Origin of the sequence: Thiomicrospira sp. (genome assembly GCF_014859555.1) — a bacterium.
Taxonomy (GTDB): domain Bacteria; phylum Pseudomonadota; class Gammaproteobacteria; order Thiomicrospirales; family Thiomicrospiraceae; genus Thiomicrospira.
The window spans coordinates 1-1713 of record NZ_JACUTY010000131.1; the positions used below are offsets into that span (position 1 = coordinate 1).

Genomic DNA, 1713 nt, shown 5'->3' on the forward strand with positions numbered 1-1713 from the left:
AAGATCGAGGCGTTGTATTGGACAACGAATTTCGCTATTTACAACCAAAACATAGGGGCACACTGCAATTAAGCTTAATTAACGACCAGCTTACTCAAAAACAAGGGCTACGTTATGTTGATCGCCGAGGAAACATCCTAGTTGATCCTGAAATATCGGAACGCTGGCGTTTAGGCTACAACGGTTCACAAAACTGGGGTTATGGCTTTAGCTCTAATATAAACTGGCAAGAAGTCTCCGACCCAGACTTTTATAACGACATTCCGCTTTCATTTGGTTACCAAGAAACTCGAAAAGGTTTTAGTGACGCCTCTGGAGGCACAAACCAAACCACCAGCCTGGTTCGCAATATAAAACTCAACTACCGAAATGGGCCGCTGCAAGCCCATATCCAACATTATGGTTTTTTACCACTTAGAAATGGTGAAAACAATTACTTAGAAAAACATCCAGAAATCGGCCTAAACCTTAATAAAACCTGGTATGGATTTCGCACAAACGTCTATTTAGAGTCTACCGAATTTGTGCGCTACCAGGGCTTTAACAATTTTATTCAAGACGGTTATGTTTCAGGTCAAATCCACCCCACTGGAGTCATGGGCCAAAGAACTCTGGTACAACCCAAAATCAGCTATCAATTAAGCCGTCCGTATGGTTATTTGCAAACTGATGTTCAGGCCAACTATCGTCAATATGAATTAAAAAATGCTGATCCACTGGCGAGTACGGATAATACCGTCATGCAATATGCGATCAAAGGGGGGCTAATTTTCGAGCGAGACTTGTCTTTACTTGGCCGTAACTTTATTCAAACCATGGAACCTGAAGTACAATTTCTTTATGTACCTTATGTTGATCAAAGTCACTTAACCAAGTTTGATACCAGCGAAGCTAGCTTAGACTTCAGTAATATTTTCCGACTTAACCGCTTTTCTGGTTTCGACCGTATCGGCGATACCAATCAAATTAGTGTGGCCATCACCAACAGAGTCCTTAACGAATCTGGCAAACCACTGGCGGATGCCGCTGTGGGTCAAATTTTTTACCTAGAAGACCGACAAGTCACACTCGCTGGAAACGAACTTCAAGAAGAGCCGAAGTCCGATTACTTTGTCAAACTTGGCATCTATCTCAAACCCTTATATTTTGCATCAACAAGTCAGTTCGACCATGAGAACAAAAAACTTAATCAAATTAATAATCGATTAAAAGTTCAAGCTTTTAATCGTATAGAATTACTAGTGAGTCATCAAGCTTTAAACCTGGATGCAGACCCGGCTTTGGATAACACCGCGAATGTAAATCGCCGTCAGCAAACCATTGCAGCTGGCGCAATTATTCGCCTAAACTCAGAGTGGCAACTTTCTAGCTACGTCAACTATGACATTCAAATTGAACAACGGCGTGAATTGCTGGTTGGTTTGCGTTACGATGATTGTTGCTGGGGTGCTGAACTTATCCTGGATAAGGTACAAGTAGCGGATCAACGTTATAAAGAGCGTATTCAATTTGTTATTGAGTTTAAAGGTTTAAGCAGCTTCGGCAGCCGTTTAAGCGACACCATTAAAAACACCCTAAATTTTTAATTTAAAATAAAGACCATCATGTTTAAAACCCCAAAACTTTTTGCACTTTTTTTTACTGGCCTAATGGCTTTCTCAGTACACGCCAACACCCTGCTCGACCGGATTGTCGCGGTGGTTAACGACGATA

The 1713-nt window shown here is 41.4% G+C and carries 1 protein-coding gene; it reads left to right on the plus strand.

The features are described 5' to 3' along the window. Window positions 1-1586, plus strand: a 1586-nt coding sequence (locus IBX48_RS10490; protein WP_296834361.1) for an LPS-assembly protein LptD, incomplete at its 5' end; no start/stop codon positions are given. Between the last annotated feature and the right edge of the window lie 127 nt (window positions 1587-1713).